This window comes from Bradyrhizobium lablabi (assembly GCF_001440475.1).
Classification (GTDB): Bacteria; Pseudomonadota; Alphaproteobacteria; order Rhizobiales; family Xanthobacteraceae; genus Bradyrhizobium; species Bradyrhizobium lablabi.
The window spans coordinates 41,593-61,580 of sequence record NZ_LLYB01000123.1; the positions used below are offsets into that span (position 1 = coordinate 41,593).

At 64.6% G+C, this 19,988-nt stretch carries 15 protein-coding genes and 1 pseudogene; 5 read left to right on the forward strand and 11 right to left on the reverse strand.

What is annotated here, in order from left to right; genetic code table 11:
- Positions 1-106: 106 nt before the first annotated feature.
- From addB to trxA, 3 genes and pseudogenes are all read left to right on the forward strand, one after another.
- Positions 107-3,250, forward strand: a complete 3,144-nt coding sequence (addB, locus tag CQ14_RS34080; RefSeq protein ID WP_057862149.1) for a double-strand break repair protein AddB — start codon at positions 107-109, stop codon at positions 3,248-3,250.
- A pseudogene (addA, locus tag CQ14_RS34085) lies at positions 3,244-6,776 on the forward strand (double-strand break repair helicase AddA). The gene addB and the pseudogene addA overlap by 7 nt, the downstream one beginning before the upstream one ends.
- Before the next feature lie 71 nt (positions 6,777-6,847).
- Entirely contained in the window at positions 6,848-7,168 is a 321-nt protein-coding gene (trxA, locus tag CQ14_RS34090; RefSeq protein WP_016847387.1) for a thioredoxin, read from the forward strand.
- Positions 7,169-7,334: 166 nt separating this feature from the next.
- On the opposite strand, the gene CQ14_RS34095 is transcribed toward trxA, so the two are convergent.
- From CQ14_RS34095 to rpsA, 10 genes are all read right to left on the reverse strand, one after another.
- The gene (locus tag CQ14_RS34095) at positions 7,335-8,075 is read right to left on the reverse strand and encodes a metallophosphoesterase family protein (RefSeq protein ID WP_057862151.1); all 741 of its coding nucleotides are present in this window, start codon (positions 8,073-8,075) and stop codon (positions 7,335-7,337) included.
- A gap of 242 nt (positions 8,076-8,317) precedes the next feature.
- Entirely contained in the window at positions 8,318-9,658 is a 1,341-nt protein-coding gene (locus CQ14_RS34100) for a bifunctional folylpolyglutamate synthase/dihydrofolate synthase (RefSeq protein WP_057862152.1), read from the reverse strand.
- On the reverse strand, positions 9,655-10,596 hold the full coding sequence (accD, locus tag CQ14_RS34105) for an acetyl-CoA carboxylase, carboxyltransferase subunit beta (RefSeq protein ID WP_057862153.1): 942 nt from the start codon (positions 10,594-10,596) through the stop codon (positions 9,655-9,657). The genes CQ14_RS34100 and accD overlap by 4 nt, the downstream gene beginning before the upstream one ends.
- A gap of 103 nt (positions 10,597-10,699) precedes the next feature.
- Entirely contained in the window at positions 10,700-11,536 is an 837-nt protein-coding gene (gene trpA / locus CQ14_RS34110) for a tryptophan synthase subunit alpha (RefSeq protein ID WP_057862154.1), read from the reverse strand.
- A complete protein-coding gene (gene trpB / locus CQ14_RS34115) occupies positions 11,533-12,750 on the reverse strand; it encodes a tryptophan synthase subunit beta (protein ID WP_057862155.1) in 1,218 nt (405 codons plus the stop codon). Before trpB ends, trpA begins: the two co-directional genes overlap by 4 nt.
- Positions 12,747-13,406: a phosphoribosylanthranilate isomerase gene (locus tag CQ14_RS34120; RefSeq protein ID WP_057862156.1), complete on the reverse strand. Its 660-nt coding sequence runs from the start codon at positions 13,404-13,406 to the stop codon at positions 12,747-12,749. The genes trpB and CQ14_RS34120 overlap by 4 nt, the downstream gene beginning before the upstream one ends.
- A gap of 63 nt (positions 13,407-13,469) precedes the next feature.
- Positions 13,470-13,862, reverse strand: a complete 393-nt coding sequence (locus tag CQ14_RS34125; protein ID WP_057862157.1) for a LapA family protein — start codon at positions 13,860-13,862, stop codon at positions 13,470-13,472.
- Between the two features lie 80 nt (positions 13,863-13,942).
- Positions 13,943-14,248 carry an integration host factor subunit beta gene (locus tag CQ14_RS34130; RefSeq protein ID WP_057837498.1) on the reverse strand — a complete coding sequence of 102 codons (306 nt, stop codon included), beginning with the start codon at positions 14,246-14,248 and terminating at the stop codon, positions 13,943-13,945.
- Between the two features lie 171 nt (positions 14,249-14,419).
- Entirely contained in the window at positions 14,420-15,400 is a 981-nt protein-coding gene (gene sppA, locus CQ14_RS34135; RefSeq protein WP_057862158.1) for a signal peptide peptidase SppA, read from the reverse strand.
- Positions 15,401-15,711: 311 nt separating this feature from the next.
- Entirely contained in the window at positions 15,712-17,412 is a 1,701-nt protein-coding gene (rpsA, locus tag CQ14_RS34140) for a 30S ribosomal protein S1 (protein ID WP_057837500.1), read from the reverse strand.
- A 503-nt stretch (positions 17,413-17,915) separates the two neighbouring features.
- Between rpsA and CQ14_RS44200 the strand changes: the two genes are divergently transcribed.
- Entirely contained in the window at positions 17,916-18,086 is a 171-nt protein-coding gene (locus CQ14_RS44200) for a hypothetical protein (RefSeq protein WP_156435757.1), read from the forward strand.
- Positions 18,087-18,124: 38 nt separating this feature from the next.
- Here the strand turns inward: CQ14_RS44200 and cmk are convergent, their stop codons facing one another.
- Positions 18,125-18,754, reverse strand: coding sequence for a (d)CMP kinase (gene cmk, locus CQ14_RS34145; RefSeq protein WP_057862338.1), 630 nt, complete (start codon positions 18,752-18,754; stop codon positions 18,125-18,127).
- A gap of 243 nt (positions 18,755-18,997) precedes the next feature.
- On the opposite strand from cmk, the gene CQ14_RS34150 reads away from it, so the two are divergent.
- Positions 18,998-19,987 (forward strand): Bug family tripartite tricarboxylate transporter substrate binding protein, encoded by a 990-nt coding sequence (locus CQ14_RS34150; RefSeq protein ID WP_057862159.1) that lies wholly within the window; start codon positions 18,998-19,000, stop codon positions 19,985-19,987.
- Position 19,988 lies beyond the last annotated feature (1 nt).

Here is a 19,988-nt window from a genome sequence, read left to right on the forward strand (position 1 = left end):
ATGCAGGGCGGCTGACACCGGTGAGTAGCGGGGGTTATCCGCGCCCACCCATGACCTTCCACCCTTACCTCCCTATATTGGCGCCTGATCTCGAATCAGGCAGCCCATGCGCGTTTTCAGCGTTCCCGTCTCCGTACCTCTCCTGCGCACCGTCATCGCGGCGCTGGTTGACGGCCGGCTGGTCGAGGGATTCGAGGCGCGCAAGGATCCGCTCAATCTCGCGCGCGCGACGCTCTATCTGCCGACGCGGCGCGCCGGGCGGCTGGCGCGGGAAATCTTTCTCGATGAGCTGAAGACCGACGCTGCGATCCTGCCGCGCATCGTGGCGCTTGGCGACATCGACGAGGATGAGCTGGCGTTTTCGCAAGGCTCAGAGCAATTCAGCGGCACGGCCCCGCTCGACATTCCGCCACGGCTCGGCGAGCTGGAACGGCGGCTGACGCTGGCGCATCTGGTGGCGGCATGGGCAAAGAGCCCGGTATCGGCGCCGCTCGTGGTCGGCGGTCCGGCCTCCACACTGGCGCTCGCCGGCGACCTGGCGCGGCTGATGGACGACATGGTGACGCGCGGCGTTGCCTGGGAAGCCCTCGACAGGCTGGTGCCCGACCAGTTCGACAAATACTGGCAGCATTCGCTCGAATTCCTGCGCATCGCGCGCAAGGCATGGCCGGAGCACCTGAAGGAAATCGGCCGCATCGAACCCGCCGAACGGCGCGACCGCCTGATCGAGGCGGAAGCCGCGCGCCTGACCGCGCATCATGAGGGACCGGTGGTGGCGGCCGGCTCGACCGGCTCGATGCCGGCGACCGCGAAATTCCTCCATGCCGTCGCCGGCCTGAAGCTGGGCGCGGTGGTGCTGCCCGGGCTCGACACCGATCTCGACGAGGAAGCCTGGCAGACCATCGGCGGCGTCAGGGACGCGCAGGGCAAATTCACCACGCAGCCTTCCTCGAACCATCCGCAATTCGCGATGCAGGGTCTGCTGGATCGCTTCGGCATCAAACGAAGCGACGTTGAAATCCTGGGCACGCCGGCACCGCAGGGCCGCGAAGTCCTGATGTCGGAGACGATGCGCCCCTCGACGGCAACCGAGCAATGGCATGACCGGCTGGCGCAGCCGGATGTTTCGGAAAAGATCGCTGCCGGCATGACCAGGCTTGCCGTCGTCGAAGCGCCCAGCTCGGAGATGGAAGCGCTGGCGATTGCGGTGGCGATGCGCGAGGCGCGGCATCTGAACAAATCGGCGGCGCTGGTGACGCCGGATCGCGCGCTGGCGCGGCGGGTGATGGCGGCGCTGCGGCGCTGGAATCTCGCATTCGACGATTCCGGCGGCGACGCGCTGATGGATACGCCGAGCGGCATTTTTGCTCGCCTTGCTGCGGAAGCCGCCACGGGCCTGGAGCCGCCGACGCTGCTCGCGCTGTTGAAGCATCCGCTGTTTCGGCTCGGCGGCGCATCCGGTGCGTTCAAGCACGCCATCGAAACCCTCGAACTGGCGCTGCTGCGCGGCACCCGGCCGCAACCGGGAACGAGCGGCCTTGCGCGCGACTTCGATCGTTTCCGCGTCGAGCTCGGAAAGCTCCGGCGCAAGGAGACCTCCTCGCTTCACGCCGCCGAGTTGCGCGCGAAACTGCGGGATGACGAACTCGATCAGGCGCAAACGCTGATCGCGGCGCTACAGAAGGCGCTGGCGCCGTTGGAAGCCATGGGCTCGTCAAAACCGTACGATTTCGCCGAACTGGCGGCACGCCATCGCGAGATCCTGATTGCGTTGTCGTCGGATCAAAACGGCGTCGCCGTTGCTTTCGAGGAAGCCCAGGGCTCGGCGCTGTCGGCGGCGTTCGATGACCTGCTCGCCGAGCAGAAGCCGAGCGGCCTGATGGTCCAGCTCGGCGATTACCCCGAGGTGTTTCAGACCGCCTATGCCGACCGCATGGTGCGGCGGCCGGAATCCGCTAACGCGCAGTTGCAGATCTATGGCCAGCTCGAAGCGCGGCTGACCGAATCCGACCGCGTCATTCTCGGCGGTCTCGTCGAAGGCGTATGGCCGCCGGCGCCGCGGGTCGATCCGTGGCTGAGCCGACCGATGCGCCACGAACTCGGCCTCGATCTGCCGGAGCGGCGCATCGGCCTCTCCGCGCATGACTTCGCGCAATTGTTGGGAACGGATGATGTGATCCTGACCCATTCGGCCAAGGTCGGCGGTGCGCCGGCGGTTGCCTCGCGCTTCCTGCATCGGCTGGAGGCGGTGGCCGGCGAAGCGCGCTGGGACGAGGCCAAAAGCGCCGGCGAAAACTACGTCCGCTTCGCCGCTGAGCTGGATCAACCCGACGCGGTCGAACCAATCGCGCAGCCCGCACCGACGCCGCCGGTCGCGACGCGGCCGACAAAACTGTCGGTCACGGCGATCGAAGACTGGCTGCGCGATCCCTATACGATCTACGCGAAATATATTTTGCGGCTCGATCCGCTCGATCCCGTCGACATGCCGTTGTCGGCGGCCGATCGCGGCTCGGCTATCCATGACGCACTCGGTGAATTCACGCAAAAATTTGCCGACGCTCTTCCCCCGCAGCCTGCGCTGGTGCTGCGCGGCATCGGCGAGAAATTTTTCGCGCCATTGATGGAGCGACCCGAGGCGCGGGCGCTGTGGTGGCCGCGGTTTCAGCGCATCGCCAACTGGTTTGCGGATTGGGAAGAGGCGCGGCGCGGGGACATCGAAAAAATTGCCGCCGAGATCAAAGGCGAGATCAAGATCCCGCTCGACAACGAACGCATCTTCACGCTTTCCGCGCGCGCCGACCGGATCGAGCAGCGCCATGACGGCACCTTCGCGATCCTCGACTACAAGACCGGCCAGCCGCCGACCGGCAAGCAGGTGCGAATGGGCCTGTCGCCGCAACTGACGCTGGAGGCCGCCATCCTGCGCGAAGGCGGCTTCGAGAATATCCACGCCGGCTCCTCCGTCGGCGAACTCGTCTATGTCAGGCTCAGCGGCAACAATCCGCCCGGCGAGCAGCGTTCGCTGGAGCTGAAGATCAGGAACAATGACACGCCGCAGCGGCCGGACGAGGCGGCTGACTACGCCCGCGAGCAACTTGAGGCGCTGATCCGCAAATTCGAGAACGTGGAGACCGCCTACACCTCGCTGAACCTGTCGATGTGGTCGAACCGCTACGGCGCCTATGACGATCTCGCGCGGATCAAGGAATGGTCCGCGGCCGGCGGCCTGGGGATCGAGGAATGGTGAAGGCGCGGCGCACCATTCCCGACGCGGTTCGCGCTACCCAGGCGCGCGCATCCGATCCGGCGGCTTCCGCTTTCGTTTCGGCGAATGCGGGCTCGGGCAAGACGCACGTGCTGGTGCAGCGGGTGATCCGGCTACTGCTCGACGGCGTGGCGCCGGAAAAGATTCTTTGCATCACCTTTACCAAAGCCGCCGCCGCCAACATGGCCGAGCGCGTGTTCACTACGCTGGGCCATTGGGTGACGCTCGACGACGACGCGCTGGATGCCGCGATCCGCGAAGCAGGCATCGCCCATCCCGGCGCACGCCTGCGGAAGTCGGCGCGCAAATTGTTCGCCTGCGCGCTGGAGACGCCGGGCGGGCTGAAGGTACAGACCATTCACGCGCTGTGCACCCGGCTGCTGCAGCAATTCCCGTTCGAGGCCAACGTGCCGGCGCGCTTTGCCGTGCTCGACGAGCGCGACCAGAACGAGATGATGGAGCGCGCCAATCTCGCGGTTTTCCTCGAAGCGTCGCGCAATCCCGACAGCGCCACCGGGCGCGCACTGATGACGGCGATGGCAAGCTCCGCCGACGTCACCTTCAAGGACGTCGTGCGCGAGGCCTGTCTCAGCCGCGACTACTTCATGGCCTGGACGGACGCCGCCGGCAGCGCGCAGGCGGCGGCCGCGCAGATTTCGACGGCGCTCGGTGTTAAGCCCGACGATCGCATCGAGGATGTCGAGCGCGAGATATTGGACGGGCCGAACCTGCCGCGATCGCTCTGGCCGGAAGTCGCGTCTGCTCTGGATTGCGGGAGCAAGACCGATCAGGGCCAGGCCGCCCAGCTTCGCGCAGCGTTGATGTTTTCCGGCGCAGCCCAGGTGGAAGAATATCTCTGCGTGTTCCTCACCGACGCCGATCGCACGCCGCGCAAATCGGTGGTGACGAAGAATTTTGCGCGGGACAATCCTGCGGTTGGGCGTCTGTTCGAATCGGAAGCCCGTCGCCTCGGTCCGCTGATCGAACGCCGCCGCGCGGTGGTGGCGCGCGACCGCACCGAGGCCTTGCTCTATATCGCGACCGCGGCGGCGGCGAATTACCGCCGCGAGAAGCAGGAGCGCGGCCTGCTCGACTATGACGACCTGATCGACAAGACGCTCGCCATGCTCGACCGCGTCGCCTCGGGCTGGGTGCACTACAAGCTCGACCGCGGCGTCGATCACGTGCTGATCGACGAAGCGCAGGATACGAGCCCGCGGCAATGGGACATCGTGGCGCACATCATCTCCGAATTCACTTCCGGAGCGGGCGCCCGCGATGGCGTGGTGCGAACGGTGTTCGCAGTCGGCGACGAGAAGCAGTCGATCTTTTCGTTCCAGGGCGCGGCCCCGCGCGAATTCGACCTGCGCCGGCGGGCACTCCAGCGGAAGTTCGAGGGCGCCGGGCTGAAGTTCGATCCGGTGTCCTTTACCTATTCGTTCCGCTCGGGGCCGGCGATCCTGCATGCGGTCGACCAGGTGTTTCGCGAGCAGCACATCTTTCGCAGCATTCATGCGGTCGATATCGGCAATCCAATTCATCACGCGCTGGCCGATGCCGGGCCGAGCCAGATCGATCTCTGGGAGCTTGCGGAGGCCGATGACCGGCAGGACATTGAAGGCTGGCGCGCGCCGTTCGACGGCGTCTCGGCGACCAGCCCCGAGGTGAAGCTGGCCCGGCGCATTCAGGCCGAGATCAAGACGCTGGTGGCAAGCGGCGCCATGACCGGCAGCAAGGGCGACCGCCGGCCGCTGTGCTATGGCGACATGCTGGTGCTGGTGCGCCGGCGCGGCAACGCATTCGACGCCGTGATCCAGGCGCTGAAGCACGCCGGCATCCCGGTCGCGGGCGCCGACCGCCTCAAGCTGACCGAGCACATCGCGATCATCGATCTGATGAACCTCGCCGATGCGCTGCTGCTGCCGCAGGACGATCTGGCGCTGGCGGTAGCATTGAAGAGCCCGCTGTTCGGGCTCGACGACGACGACCTGTTCAAGATTGCCTTCGATCGCAAAGGCTCCTCCTTACGCGCCGCATTGACCGCGCGTGCCCCAACGGACGCCCGGCTGAGGGACGCGCTCTGGCGGCTCGAACAATGCGAGCGCCGCGTTGCCAGTGAAACGCCGTTTGCGTTCTATGCCTGGCTGCTCGGCGGCGACGGCGGCCGCGCGCGAATCCTGCGGCGGCTCGGACACGAGGCCAACGACGCACTCGATGAGTTCCTGGAGCTGGCGCTGAATTACGAACGCAAGGCGCCGGCCTCGCTGCAGGGCTTTATGGCCTGGCTGCGCACCGCCGATCTCGAAGTGAAGCGCGACATGGAGATTTCGCGCGACGAGGTCCGCGTCATGACGGTGCACGGCGCCAAGGGTCTTGAGGCTTCCGTCGTGTTCCTGGTTGATACCACGACCTCGCCCTCGGATACGCAGCGGCTGAAACTGATCAATCTGCCGGTCGGCAATGCCGACCCGCATGCGCCCGGTGTCGTGGTCTGGGCCGGCCGCAAGGCCGAGGATCCCCCGGCCGTCGCCACCGCCCGCGCGGCAATGATCGGCGACACCGAGGATGAATACCGCCGCCTGCTCTATGTCGCGATGACGCGCGCGGCGGACCGCCTGGTCGTCGGCGGCTGCATGCCCGGCAACATGAAGAGTGTCCGGCCGCTGTCCTGGTACGATCTGATCACCAAGGGGCTCGACGGTTCCGGACTGCAGCTTCAGGAGATCGAAACGGCCGCGGGGCGGGTGAAGCGCTATGCGCGGGCGGAGGAGACCGCACCATCGGCCACTCCGGCTGCTGCGCCCTCCCCGGTGGCGCCGATCGTTCTGCCGAGCTGGCTGCTGACCCCGGCACAGCCCGAAATCTCGCCGGAAAGCCTGCTGCGCCCGTCCGACCCCGCGGACAGCGGGCATCAACCGGTGCGGACTGCCGAATCGCTTATGCAGCGCGCCCGCGCCCTGCGGCGCGGCACGCTGGTGCACCGGCTCCTGCAGTCCCTGCCCGAAATCGCCGTCGAGCGCCGGCGCGAGGCCGCGCTGACCTATCTGGCCCGCAACGCCGACGGCTGGACCGCGGAGGAACGGCAGCGGCTCGCCGAAAGCACGCTGGCCCTGATCGCAGAGGCGCGCTTTGCGCCCGTGTTTGCCCCTGGCAGCCGGGCCGAGGTCTCGATCGTCGGGCGGCTGGAGCGGCCGGGCGGGCGTCCGGCCCTGGTGTCCGGACAGATCGACCGCCTCGTGGTGACCGAAAGCGAGGTCCTGATCGTCGATTTCAAGACCAACCATACCCCGCCGAGCCGGCCCGAGGAGGCCCCGCGGGGCTACGTCCGCCAGCTTGCGCTGTACCGGGCGGTGCTCAGCAAGCTTTATCCCCAGCTCCCGGTGCGGGCCGCGCTACTCTGGACCGAAACCTCTGAATTAATGGAGATTTCGGCCCCCGCGCTGGAGGCCGAGCTGGCATCCATCATCTCGGCGTGACCGCGCTTGACCCGGCAGGATCGCGTTCATAGGTTTGCCACATCATCCCAGGGCGCGATTCTTGACCGCGCCCCTTAATTTCTAACCGAACGAGGTAATTCCGATGGCCGTTGGCAAGGTTTCTGACGCCGATTTCGAAGCCGAAGTGCTCAAGGCGACCGGGCCGGTGGTCGTCGACTTCTGGGCCGAATGGTGCGGCCCCTGCCGCATGATCGCCCCTGCCCTCGACGAGATTTCCGGCGCGATGGGCGACAAGGTCAAGATCGTGAAGCTGAACGTCGACGAGAGCCCGAAGACGGCCTCGAAATACGGCGTGATGTCGATCCCGACCCTGATGATCTTCAAGGGCGGCGAGATGGCCTCCCGCCAGGTCGGCGCCGCGCCGAAGGCCAAGCTGCAGCAGTGGATCACCGCGGCGGTCTGATCGACGCTTTTTTAGAATTTTTCCGACAACGGCCGGCGAATTGCCGGCCGTTTTGTTTTGCAGCCAATGATCTCGTAGCCCGGGTGGAGCGTAGCGTAACCCGGGGCCTTGTTGCAGGCGGCAGAAGCTATCCCACGTTTCGCTTCGCTCCACCCGGGCTACGGGATTAGCGGACCCATCCCGTCGCCAGCGCGGATGCAAATTCAGGATCGCCGTTGCGGCGAGCCAATGCCGCCATAGCATCGCTATCGTACGGCACATGACGGAAGGTGACGCGCCAGCTTCCCGATGCAAGTTCGAGAACCGCGTAGCGGGCGTCGGGCGTGCCCGCCTCTATCCGGTGCGGAAACGGCACGTTGTAGGAAAAGCCGGGACTACCGACGCTGCCGGGATTGACCACCAGGCGTCCGTCGCCGAGCCGCACCGCGCGCGCGATATGGGTATGTGCGCACAGAATCAGCGACTGCGAGATTCCCTCCGCTTCCTTTTCGATGGCCTTCAACGGAGACATCCTGACCGAGCCGTCAGGCGTCACGGTCTCCAGCCAGTAAACATTATCGTCGGCAGGCGTCGCGTGGCAGAGAAACACCTGCTCGCGAAATATCCGCGTTGATGGCACCTTGCGCAACCAGTCGAGATGGTCGATGCCGAGTTGCGCATAAGCGGGCCGGTCCCACGAACCCATCTTCTCGACCGGACGGTCGATCAGCCAGCGATCGTGATTGCCGAGCACGTGAACGGCATCGAGCGCCATCAATGCATCCATGGTGCGCCGCGCTTCGAGCGGGCCGCTCGCCATGTCGCCGAGATTGACGATCTCCTCGATGCCCTGCGCTCGTATGTCGGCAAGGACCGCTTCCAGCGCGAGATAATTTCCATGGACGTCGGCAATCGCGGCAAAACGCATGTTGATTACAGCTCCCCAGTCGTGTCTCACAATGCAACAACGACGCTACGGCTCCTACCTCATTTGGGTGAAACCAGCCTGCAACATTATCCTTGTTTCCTATTGCGGAACTCAGGTTCCTGCTCGCGGCTTTCAGACACGTTGGTTAGTCTTTGCAAACACCGGGGCTGGCGAATTCCATAAACAATCAATTATTTCTTCCCGGGCGGCCGCTGGAAGCAATTCCAGCGGTCATTTAATTTCTAGCCCGGCGGCGTGCCGTTGACCGCGAGCACGTGTCCGGCGAGATAGAGCGAGCCGGTAATCAGAATCCGCGGCGGTACTTCGTAGGCGAGACGTGACAGCGCGTGCAGCGCCGCTTCAACGCTTGCAGCATTTTCCACGCGCATGCCGAGCGCGCGCGCCGCATCTGCCAGCCGGTCCGGCGGCATCGCGTTGTCGCGACCGGGAATCGGCACCGCCATGATATGGCGTGTGAGACCCGCGAAATTGGCGAGGAACGCGCCCGCATCCTTGTTCGCCATCATGCCTGCGATCACCACCAGCGGCCGCGATACCCGCTCTTCGAGATCACCGAGCGCGGCTGCGGCGACGCGGCCGCCTTCAGCATTGTGTCCGCCATCGAGCCAGATCTCGCAGCCCTTCGGCCCCTGATCGACCAGCGCGCCGGCGACCAGCCGCTGCATGCGCGCGGGCCATTCGGCGCCAACGATGCCGGCTTCGAAGGCCGGCATGCCGATCTTGAACGTCTCGATTGCGCGCAAGGTTGCGATCGCAAGGCCGGCATTGTCGAACTGATGCCGCCCGAACAGTTTTGGCGCCGCAAGGTCCAACAGGCCGCGCTCGTCCTGATAGACCAGCCGTCCGCGCTCGACGCCGACATGCCATTGCTGGCCTGCCGCATGAAGCGGCGCGCGCATGCGATTGGCCTGCGCCTCGATCACCGACATCGCCTCCGCCGCCTGCTCCGCGCAGATCACCGGCGCGCCGCGCTTGATGATGGCAGCCTTCTCGCCGGCAATCGCGGTCAGGGAATTACCGAGAAACTCGGTGTGGTCCATGCTGACCGGCGTGATGACGGCGGCGACCGGCCGATCGATGACGTTGGTGGCGTCCAACCTTCCGCCGAGACCGGTCTCCAGCAGCACGACATCGGCGTCATGTTCCGCGAACAGGCAAAACGCCGCCGCGGTCTCCATCTCGAAAATGGTGATCGGATCGCCCGCGTTGACCTGATCGCAATGCTCCAGCACCCGGCGCAATTCGGCATCATCAGCAAGCCGTCCACCGCCGCTCTCGCCGATGCGATAGCATTCGTTGATCCGCACCAGATAGGGCGAGGTGTAGACGTGGACACGCATCCCTGCGGCTTCGAGGATCGCCCGCAGGTAAGCGATGGTAGAGCCCTTGCCATTGGTGCCGGCGATATGGATCACCGGCGGCAGCGTCCGCTCGGGATGATCCAGCCGCGCCAGCAGGCGGTGCATGCGATCGAGGCTGAGATCGATGCGCTTCGGATGCAGCGCAGACAGCCGCGCGATCAACTCACCGAGCGGCTGAGGATTGGCGGCCGGCAGGCTCACGCGTGGGGCGCAGCCGGCACAGCTTCCGGCGCCGAGACGATCTGGGCGGGGTCCGTGACCTGCGGCGAAGGCCTGGAGGCTGTTTCGAGCGGCGGCGATTTGGTCAAGAGCCGGCACAGCCGCGCCAGCGTCGGACGCATCTCGTGGCGATGCACCACCAGGTCGATCATGCCATGGTCGAGCAGATATTCGGCGCGCTGGAATCCTTCCGGCAGCTTCTCGCGGATGGTCTGCTCGATCACGCGCGCGCCGGCGAAGCCGATCAGCGCGCCCGGCTCGGCAATATGGACGTCTCCCAGCATGGCGTAGGACGCAGTAACGCCGCCGGTGGTCGGATTGGTCAGCACCACGATGTAGGGCAGCTTCGCCTCGCGCAGCATCTGCACGCCGACGGTGGTGCGCGGCATCTGCATCAGCGACAGGATGCCTTCCTGCATGCGCGCGCCGCCGCTAGCCGCGAACATGATGAAGGGCGACTTCTTTTCGAGCGCAAGCTCGAGCCCGCGCACGATCGCCTCGCCCGCGGCCATGCCGAGCGAGCCGCCCATGAAGTCGAAATCCTGCACCGCGATGACGACGCCGGCGCCTTCCAGCTTGCCGTAGCCGACCTTGATCGCGTCGTTCAGCCCGGTCTTGGCGCGGGCATCCTTGATGCGGTCGACATATTTGCGCTCATCGCGAAACTTCAGCGGATCGGCCGTCACCTCGGGCAGGGCGATGTCGTACCAGGTCTCGTTGTCGAAGATCGACTTCAGCCGCGCCACCGCGCCCATGCGCATGTGATAGTTCGAGCCGGGGATGACGAACTGGTTGGCCTCGACGTCCTTGTAGAACACGAGCTGCCCGGAATCCGGGCACTTGATCCACAGATTCTCCGGCGTCTCGCGGCGCAGGATGTTGCGGATTTTTGGCCTGACGACGTTGGTGAGCCAATTCATGGTTCGCTCCGAAATGCGGTTGAACGCATCAGATGAGATATATGGCCGCCCGCCCGAAGGCAGGCAAGCCGCCGTTAACGTCTATTTCCACGCAAATTGTGGCTTATTCCGCAGCCTGCTTCGCGCCCCGGACGCCCTGCGCCAGCGACGCCACCAGATCGGCGACCGCGGCTACCGTCTTGCTGGTCGCCTGCCCCTGGGTATCGAGGCTGTCTCGCAACGCATCGACCAGGGCCGTGCCGACCACGGCGCCATTGGCCTTCTCGGCAATCGCGCGCGCCGCCTGCGGCGTGCGGATGCCAAAGCCCACGCACACCGGGAGCTTGGTGTGACGCTTGATACGGGCGACCGCATCGCCGACGGCCTTCGAATCGGCCGCGGCAGCGCCGGTAATACCGGTGATCGAGACGTAGTAGACGAAGCCGGAGGTATTCGCGAGCACCGCGGGCAGACGCTTGTCGTCGGTCGTCGGTGTCGCGAGGCGGATGAAGTTGAGCCCGGCCTTCAGCGCGGGAATGCAGAGCTCATCGTCCTCCTCCGGCGGCAGGTCGACGATGATGAGGCCGTCGACGCCCGCGCTCTTGGCGTCGGCGAGGAACTTGTCGACGCCATAGATGTAGATCGGATTGTAATAGCCCATCAGCACCAGCGGCGTGGTGTCGTCCTCCTTGCGGAAGCCGCGCACCATCTCGAGCGTCTTCCGTAAGGTCATACCGCCTTTGAGAGCGCGCAGGCCCGCGGCCTGGATCGACGGACCGTCCGCCATCGGATCGGTGAAGGGCATGCCGATCTCGATGATATCGGCGCCGGCCTTGGGCAGCGCCTTGATGATGTCGAGCGATGTCTTCGGATCAGGATCGCCGGCCATCAGGAAGGTGACGAAAGCCGAGCGGCCTTCTTTTGCGAGTTCGGCAAAGCGTGCATCGATACGGGTAGTCACTGCTTCTTGCCTTTCAATATCTCCGTGATCTGCGGAATATCCTTGTCGCCGCGGCCGGAAAGATTGACCACCATCAGGTGGTCCTTCGGCCGCTTCGGCGCGAGCTCGGTCACCTTGGCGATCGCGTGCGCCGACTCCAGCGCGGGCGGAATGCCCTCCAGCCGCGACAGCAGCATGAAGGCGGCAAGCGCTTCGTCGTCGGTCGCGGAAAGATACGTGACACGGCCGGTCTCGTGCAGCCACGAATGCTCCGGGCCGATGCCGGGATAGTCAAGGCCCGCCGAGATCGAATGCGCATCCTGGATCTGGCCGTCATCGTCCATCAGCAGATAGGTGCGGTTGCCGTGCAGCACGCCGGCCCGGCCGCCGGCGATCGAGGCGGCATGGAGTTGCGTGAGCCCATGCCCCGCCGCTTCGACGCCAAAAATTTCGACCGAGGGATCGTCGAGGAAGGGATGAAACAGGCCCATCGCGTTGGAGCCGCCGCCGATGCAGGCGACCAGCGAATCCGGCAACCGGCCTTCGGCCTCCTGCATCTGCTTGCGGGTTTCCTCGCCGATCACCGACTGGAAGTCGCGCACCATCATCGGATAGGGATGCGGCCCCGCCACCGTGCCGATACAGTAGAAAGTGTTGTGCACGTTGGTGACCCAGTCGCGCAGCGCCTCGTTCATGGCGTCCTTCAGCGTGCGCGTGCCTGACTGGACCGGCACGACCTTGGCGCCCAGCATCTCCATGCGGAACACGTTCGGCGCCTGACGGGCGACGTCCACCGCGCCCATATAGACCACGCATTCCAGGCCGAAGCGCGCGCACAGCGTCGCGGTGGCGACGCCATGCTGGCCGGCGCCGGTCTCGGCGATGATGCGCTTCTTGCCCATGCGTCGCGCGACCATGATCTGGCCGAGCACGTTGTTGACCTTGTGCGAGCCGGTATGGTTCAGCTCTTCGCGCTTCAGATAAATCTTGGCGCCGCCGAGATGTTCGGTGAGCCGCTCGGCGAAATAGAGCGGCGACGGCCGGCCGACATAGTCCTTGAGATAACCGTTCATCTCGGTCTGGAACGACGGATCGGCCTTGGCCGCCGCATAGGCTTTTTCCAGGTCGAGGATCAGCGGCATCAGCGTTTCCGCGACGAAGCGGCCGCCGAAATTACCGAAATGCCCGCGTTCGTCGGGGCCGGTGCGGAATGAATTGGGTAGCTTGGGATTCATCGGACCATCAGTCCTTCGCTGGCGCGCGCGGCGCGAATGAAATTGCGGATCAGCTCGGGATCCTTGACGCCGGGCGAGCTTTCAACGCCGGAAGATACATCGACGCCGCCGGCGCGGGTGACGCGAATGGCCTCCGCCACATTGTCGGCGGTAAGGCCGCCCGAGACCATGAACGGCAGTTTGAGATCGAGCTTTTCCAGAACGTGCCAGTCGAACACCGCGCCCAGCCCGCCGGGGCGAGTAGCGCCCTTCGGCGCACGGGCATCGAACAGGATGCGATCGGCCACACTGGCATAGCCCGGCAGCGCCGCGAGATCGGTTGAGGTCTCGACCGCAACCACCTTCATCACCGGAAGGGAAAACTTCGCCTTGATGTCGCGCACCCGCGCGATGGTTTCCTTGCCGTGTAGCTGCAGGAGATCCGGCCGCAACGTCTCGATGACGTTTTCCAGCGTCGCATCGTCGGCATCGACCGTCAGCGCCACCTTGGTCGCGCGGCCCTTGGCCTGCTTACCGAGTTCGCGCGCGACCTCGAGGCCGAGATGGCGCGGCGACGGCGGAAAGAACACGAAGCCCACCATGTCGGCGCCCGCCGAGAGCGCTACCTCGAGCGTCTCGCGCGTGGACAGGCCGCAAATTTTGACGAGCAGGGACATGGTCTCTCGGGCGCATAGTTCGAGCCCCGTAACCGGCCGGAACCGGGGCTGACGGGGCGGGTTCTACAACGTCGCGCCCTGCTTGTCTCGCCCGGCGGCCCCATAGAATCCGTAACTGGACGGCGCCGGAAGCCGCTGCTGATCGGCCCGGGACACCGCCGCCGCAGCTCGCAAATCAGCCGTTTCCGCCCGGGCACGGCGGGCATCCGCCTCGTGGTGGCGCGCCGCCCGGCGCCAGTGGCGCTGCCGGAACCAGGTCGCCATGCCGCCAGCCACGACCCCCAGAATGGCCACCGTAATGATCACGGCGAACAGCGGCATGCTCACCGCAATCGCCGGATCGGCCGCATTGAAGGGATCGAACGACACCGTCACGAAATGGCGGTTGGCCACCGCAAAGACGATGAAGATCAGGCCTAGGGGGATGACGACCAGCGCCGTGAAGAACTTTCGCATGACCATCTCTCGGTGTGATGGAGAAAGGCGGGTACGAGCCCCGCAACACGGCTACATCGCGTCAAAGTCCGAAAAAAGCCTTACGCACCGGCCTCGGGCGAGCTGTCGTCGCGATTCAGCCGCTCGCGCATTTCCTTGCCGGTCTTGAAGAACGGGACGCTCTTCTGGTCGACCGGCACATGCGCGCCGGTGCGTGGATTGCGGCCTGCGCGCGCTGGGCGATGTTTGACCGAGAAGGCGCCGAAGCCGCGCAACTCGACACGGTCGCCGCGTGCCAAAGCCGCGACGATCTCATCGAGGATCGCGTTCACAATGTTCTCCACATCCCGCTGATAGAGGTGCGGGTTGTGCTCGGCGATGCGCTGAACAAGTTCGGATTTGATCATCGAAGTTGGGATCCGGGATCGTGCGGATATCCATTTCCGTGAAAATGCCTTGAACTGTCAAGACGCTAAATCACTTTTGGGCAACGCGAAATGGCCTGAAGGGCGGCCCGGAAGGGGATTGTGACGACACCCGCAATGCGGGAACAGTGGATCCGAAGCAGCCGGTGCGGTTCAGTTGGATGCAGCGGGGCGCCACAACGCCAACATACCGTCGAGCGCCAACTGGTCGACTGCCTGCGCGACGCCGGCCTGCTCGATCTGGCGCGCAATGGAACTCAAGCCGAGCGCATCGAACGCGATGGAAGCCGCCGCGCGCAGGAATGTCAGGTCGCCAAACTGCGGGGTGAGCTTGAAGTCGCGCACCGGCAGGTCGCTTTTGATCTTCTTTTCGGCCACCAGCCACGCAACGGCTGATTTTTCATCGCCAAGTTGATCGACCAGCTTCAATTCGACCGCCTGGCGGCCGGTGAAGACGCGGCCGTCAGCGACCTTTTCGAGTAGCGCCTCATCCATGCCGCGCCGATCCTTCACCAGGCCGCGGAACCAGGCATAGGAATCCTTCACCAGCGCATCGAGCGCGGCGCGAGCCTCCGGGCTGGTCGGCTCGAAACCGTTGGGCGCAGCCTTTAACGGCGAGGATTTCACTTCCTCGACCTTGACGCCCACGGTCTTCATCAGCTCGGTGAAATTCGGAAATTGAAACAGCACGCCGATCGAGCCGACCAGCGAGCTCTGGCGGGCGACGATATGATCGGCGGCGAGCGCCGTGATGTAACCGCCCGACGCGGCCAGTCCCTCGACCACCACGACCAGCGGCTTCTTGGCCTTCAGCCGCACCAGGGAATCGTAGAGCTGTTCGGAGCCGGCCGTGGTGCCGCCCGGCGAGTTGATATGCACGATGACGGCGGCGTGGCTCGACTTCTCCAGCCGCTCCAGCGCCTCGACGCGCTGCTGGTCGCTGCGGATCAGTCCCTCGATATTGACGCGCGCGATCGATCCCGACGCGGTCAGCGCTGCCGGCCCGCTCCTGGTCGCGAGCGCACCGACGGTGACGATCGCGGCAATAGCAACCAGGCTGGCCGCAATGCGCCAGAACGTCAACTTCCGGCGGATCCTGCGGCGATCGACGATCACGTCCGAATCGAGCGACATCGAATTTCTCCTGAAATATCCCGGTCGTTTTGCATCCGCAGCGCTAGCGAAGCATTACCTGATTACATCAATTGCGGTGCAATATGAAGAAAACAAGACCCCTGCTTCCCTTCTCCCCTTGTGGGAGAAGGTGGCGCGGACGAAGTCCGCGACGGATGAGAGGTCTGTCTCCGCGGAGAGAACCCCTCATCCGCCTTCGCCTCGCGAAGGCACCTTCTCCCACAAGGGGAGAAGGAGGGATACCGCCTCCTGAACGAAAAAGGCCCCGGTCGAAACCGGGGCCTGATGTCGCAGACAGATAAGCTGAAAGCTTACTTCTCGCGGTTCTTCAGCGCGGTGCCGAGGATGTCGCCCAGCGTCGCTCCCGAATCGGAGGAGCCGTACTGCGCGATGGCTTCCTTCTCTTCGGCCACTTCCAGCGCCTTGATGGAGACCTGCACCTTGCGGGCCTTCTTGTCGAACTGGATCACGCGGGCATCGACCTTCTCGCCGACGGCAAAGCGTTCGGCGCGCTGATCGTTGCGGTCACGGGCGAGCTCCGAGCGCTTGATGAAGGTGGTGAAGTCGGTGCCCGAGATCTTCACCTCGATGCCGGCTTCCTTCACTTCGAGCACTTCGCAGGTCACGACCGCGCCCTTCTTGACGTCGCCCGGCTCGGCGAAGGGGTCGCCTTCGAGCTGCTTGACGCCGAGCGAGATGCGCTCCTTTTCGACATCGACGTCGAGCACCACGGCCTTGACCATGTCGCCCTTCTTGAAGTTGTCGATGACTTGCTCGCCCGGAAGCTTCCAGTCGAGGTCGGACAGATGGACCATGCCGTCGACGTCGCCGTCGAGACCCAGGAACAGACCGAACTCGGTCTTGTTCTTGACCTCGCCTTCGACGGTCGAACCGACCGGGAACTTCTCGACGAAGACTTCCCAGGGGTTGCGCATGGTCTGCTTGAGACCGAGCGAGATGCGGCGCTTGACCGAATCGACTTCGAGCACCTGCACTTCGACTTCCTGCGAGGTCGAAACGATCTTGCCGGGGTGCATGTTCTTCTTGGTCCACGACATTTCCGAGACGTGGATCAGGCCTTCGATGCCCGGCTCCAGTTCGACGAACGCGCCGTAGTCGGTGATGTTGGTGACGCGGCCGGTGAAGCGCGCATTCAGCGGGTACTTGGCCTCGATGCCCTGCCACGGATCGTCCAGCAACTGCTTCATGCCGAGCGAAATGCGGTGGGTCTCGTGGTTGATCTTGATGATCTTGACCTTCACGGTCTGGCCGATGGTGAGCACCTCGGTCGGGTGGTTGACCCGGCGCCAGGCGATATCGGTGACGTGGAGCAGGCCGTCGATGCCGCCGAGATCAACGAACGCACCGTAATCGGTGATGTTCTTGACCACGCCGTCGATCACCTGACCTTCTTCGAGGTTCTGCACCAGCTCCTGGCGCTGCTCGGCCCGGGTCTCTTCGAGAACCGTGCGGCGCGACACCACGATGTTGCCGCGGCGGCGGTCCATCTTGAGGATCTGGAACGGCTGCGAGTTGTTCATCAGCGGCGCAACGTCGCGGATCGGACGGATATCGACCTGCGAGCGCGGCAGGAAGGCAACGGCACCGTCGAGGTCGACCGTGAAGCCGCCCTTGACCTGGTTGAAGATGACGCCGTGAACCTTCTCGTTGTTGTTGAAGGCCTTCTCGAGCTTGCCCCAGCTTTCCTCGCGGCGCGCCTTGTCGCGCGACAGCACGGCTTCGCCGAGCGCATTCTCGATCCGGTCGAGAAACACCTCGACTTCGTCGCCAACCTTGAGATCGCTTTCGCGGCCGGGGCCGGCGAATTCGCGCAACGCGACGCGGCCCTCGGTCTTCAGGCCGACGTCGATGACGGCCATGTCCTTTTCAATTGCAACCACCTTGCCCTTGATGACGGAGCTTTCCTGCAGATTGCCGCCGGCGAAGGACTCGTCCAGCATTGCAGCGAAATCGTCGCGGGTAGGATTATAAGAAGCAGCAGTCGAAGCCATTTGTTCTCCAATGCGGGATATCGCCGGCCATTCGGGTTAAAGGGCGCATCGCGCGTGAAGTGTCAGGGGTCCGCAAACCCTGACGACCGCTTTTTGCGGAGGCGCAAAAGCGGGCCGGCAGCTTGCCTGCACGTTCGATACGTTTGAATTATCCGGACCTGAAACGAGCGTGTCGATTTCAGGAACCTGGAGCGGACTTTCCTCCAATGACGGCAGGGAACTGAACTCTCCTGCCGGCCCGCTCGGACAGCCCTGATCTTATCGACGGCGGCCCGGATGGCGCTGATATAGCCCCAAGGACCCCGCCGGGCAAGCCGGAAATGCCCCGATTTACGGGCCCTTAAGGCTGATGGAAGCTAAGCATTGCCCCGCGCTTTGGGCCCGCGCATTCAACGCCCTGTTGACCGCACGGCGCGAAAGGTCCGCAAGCCCAGGCGAGATGGAACCCGCCCTTAAGCGTCGCCCCGCACGATGGTCCGATCCAAAACAGGGGAGTGCCAACCATGAAGAGCCTGATCGCTCTGACCGCCTTCGCCGTTTTTACCGTCGCCACGGCCGTTGCCGGCAAGCCGGCCGCTTTTGCGACCGACAAGGCGGTTGCCGCTGCCAAGTCGAAGCCCGTCATGATGGCCGAACAGCAATTGCCGTTCGACCGCGCGCGCTCGAAGAACTGACAAATCCAGGCCCGGTCGAGCGGGGCTTACCGAAACCTTCACCGCGCGGCGCGGACGGCCTCGACGATCGCAATGGCGGCGCTCACGCTGGCCTCGACATCGAGATTTGAATTGTCGAGGATATGCGCATCTTCGGCCGCCTTTAGCGGCGCGGCCGCGCGGTTCTTGTCCCGTTCGTCGCGCTTGAGGATGTCGGCCAGCACCATTGCCTCGTCGGCGGCTTCGCCACGCGCCAGCGCTTCCAGCGTCCGGCGGTGGGCCCGCACCTGCGGGTCGGCGACGACAAAGATCTTCACGTCGGCGTTCGGGCAGATCACCGTGCCGATGTCGCGCCCATCGAGCACCGCGCCGGGCGGGTCGGCCGCGAATTGGCGCTGAAAATTGACCAGGGCCTCACGCACCCTGGGGATCGCCGACACGACTGATGCGGCGTCGCCGATGCGCTGGCTCTTCAGCTCGGGATGGCCGAAATTTTCGGGGTCGAGCTCCATCGCAATGGCAACCGCCCGCGCCTCATCGGTGAGGTCAAAACCCCGATCCAGCAACGCCTTCGCCACGGCGCGATAGATCACGCCGGTGTCGAGATGGCGGTAGCCGTAATGGTGAGCGAGCCGCTTGCCGAGCGTGCCCTTGCCGGATGCCGCCGGCCCGTCGATGGCGATGATCATGCGTGCCATGTGCACAGAGCGGCGATGATGGTCAAGGCCGCCGCCAAAGGATTGGGCGACTACAGGCGATATCGCCCACAGAACGGTAGCACGCCAACCGCCGGGAACGAGAATTCCGCAGGACGGACGCATCCCAGATGCGTCCAAATGTTCCTCGCCCAGACCGTGGCCGCCTCTAGTCTGAAACCAGACCGGGAATTCCATTCAAGGATCTGCAGAAATAGCACCGGCAGGAGGGATACGATGAGCGCCATTTCACGACGTCGTTTTATCGGCAGCGCTGCCGCTGCCTCAGCCATCCCGCTGATCGGGACTTCGGCCCAGGCGCAGGCCGACTGGCCGACCAAGCCGATCAAGATTATTGCCGGCTATCCCGCCGGCGGGCAGACCGATTTGTTCGCGCGGACCTATGGCGAATATATCCGGGCCGAGACCGGCCAGAACGTGGTGGTGGAAAACAAGGCCGGCGCCTCGGGATCGGTCGCGGCGGTCGAAGTCAAGCGCGCCGCGCCCGACGGCTACACGCTGATGTTCACGATCTCGACGACGATGATCATGAACCGGGTTCTGATCAAGGACATCGCTTACGACGCCGACAAGGATTTCGTCCTCATCTGCATCATGCCGTCTGGCAGCCTGCCGTTCGTGGCCAGCGAGAAGACGGGCGCCAGGACGCTCGACGAATTCGTCGCCTATGCGAAGAAGGCCGAGAAGGTCAACATCGGCACCTACGGCGCCGGGTCATACGCGCATATGGCCGTCGCCGAAATGAACAAGCAGTACGGCCTCAAAATGGAAGCGGTCCATTACCGCGGCGAGGCGCCGATGTGGACCGATCTTGCCGGCGGGTTTATCGACGGCGCCCATGGCAGCTATTCCGCGGCATTGTCCGTCCTGCAGAGCGGCCGCGGCCATGCGGTCGCCGTCTCGCGCAAGCGGATGTCGACACTGCCGGATGTGCCGTCCTTCGCCGAACAGGGCGCAACGTCGCGCATCTTCCGATTGACCGGCTTCCAGTGCTGCGCCGCGCCCACGGGCACGCCACCGGAGGTCATTCAGAAACTGTCAAAACTGCTCGTCGCCGGCGGCAAGACCGAAAAGGTGCTGAAGGTCATGAAATCGTTCGGCGTCGATGACACCGCGATGACCTTCGAGGAGACACAGAAACTCTTCAAGGAAGAATCGCCGGTCTGGCTCGAAGCCGTGACGAGCCTTGGGCTTGCGCCGTCCTGAA